Source organism: Mycobacterium sp. (assembly GCF_040398885.1).
Classification (GTDB): Bacteria; Actinomycetota; Actinomycetes; order Mycobacteriales; family Mycobacteriaceae; genus Mycobacterium.
The window spans coordinates 1-1,067 of sequence record NZ_JBBATF010000323.1 but is presented as its reverse complement, the minus strand read 5'-3'; the positions used below and the strand labels follow the sequence as shown (position 1 = coordinate 1,067).

At 69.8% G+C, this 1,067-nt stretch carries 1 protein-coding gene and 1 pseudogene; both read left to right on the top strand.

Going from position 1 to position 1,067, the window contains the following annotated elements; translation table 11 throughout:
- Positions 1 to 982, top strand: a 982-nt coding sequence (locus tag ADBZ5U_RS16520) for an S-(hydroxymethyl)mycothiol dehydrogenase (protein WP_526811990.1), incomplete at its 5' end; no start/stop codon positions are given.
- Positions 979 to 1,067: pseudogene (locus ADBZ5U_RS16515) on the top strand (MBL fold metallo-hydrolase); the annotation flags it as partial. The gene ADBZ5U_RS16520 and the pseudogene ADBZ5U_RS16515, both read left to right, overlap by 4 nt.

The window sequence follows — 1,067 nt, the reverse complement described above, 5'->3', positions numbered from 1 at the left end:
CGTCAAGGCCTGCGGGGTCTGCCACACCGACCTGACCTACCGCGAGGGCGGTATCAACGACGACTACCCGTTCCTGCTGGGACATGAGGCCGCCGGAATCGTGGAGACGGTGGGCGAAGGCGTGACTCACGTGGCACCAGGCGATTTCGTCATCCTGAACTGGCGGGCGGTCTGCGGGCAGTGCCGGGCCTGCCGGCGCGGCCGGCCGTGGTACTGCTTCGCCACCTTCAACGCCACCCGGAAGATGACATTGGCCGACGGCACCGAGTTGACCCCGGCGCTGGGCATCGGGGCGTTCGCCGAGAAGACCCTGGTGCACGAAGGGCAGTGCACCAAGGTCGATTCCGGCGCCGACCCGGCGGTGGCGGGACTGCTGGGCTGCGGGGTGATGGCCGGGATCGGCGCCGCGATCAACACCGGCGCGGTCGGCCGCGACGACACCGTCGCGGTGATCGGCTGCGGCGGGGTGGGCGACGCCGCCATCGCCGGGGCGCGACTGGTCGGCGCGCGGCAGATCATCGCCGTCGACACCGACGCCGCGAAGCTGGAGTGGGCGCGGGACTTCGGCGCCACCCACACCGTCAACGCCCGCGAGTCGGACGTCGTTGAGACCATCCAGGACCTGACCGACGGTTTCGGGGTCGACGTGGTGATCGACGCGGTTGGCCGCCCGGAGACCTGGAGGCAGGCGTTCTACGCCCGGGATCTGGCCGGAACCGTTGTGCTGGTGGGTGTTCCGACCCCGGACATGCGGCTGGAGATGCCGTTGGTCGACTTCTTCTCCCGCGGCGGCTCGCTGAAGTCCTCCTGGTACGGCGACTGCCTGCCCGAGCGGGACTTCCCCACCCTGATCAGCCTGTACCGGCAGGGCAGGCTGCCGCTGGAGCGGTTCGTCTCCGAACGGATCGGACTGGACGGCGTCGAGGCGGCCTTCCACAAGATGCACGCCGGTGAGGTGCTGCGCTCGGTGGTGGTCCTGTGACCGGCATCCGGCGGGTGGTCACCCGCGGCACCTTCGAACTCGACGGCGGCAGTTGGGAAGTCGACAACAACGTCTGGATCGTCGG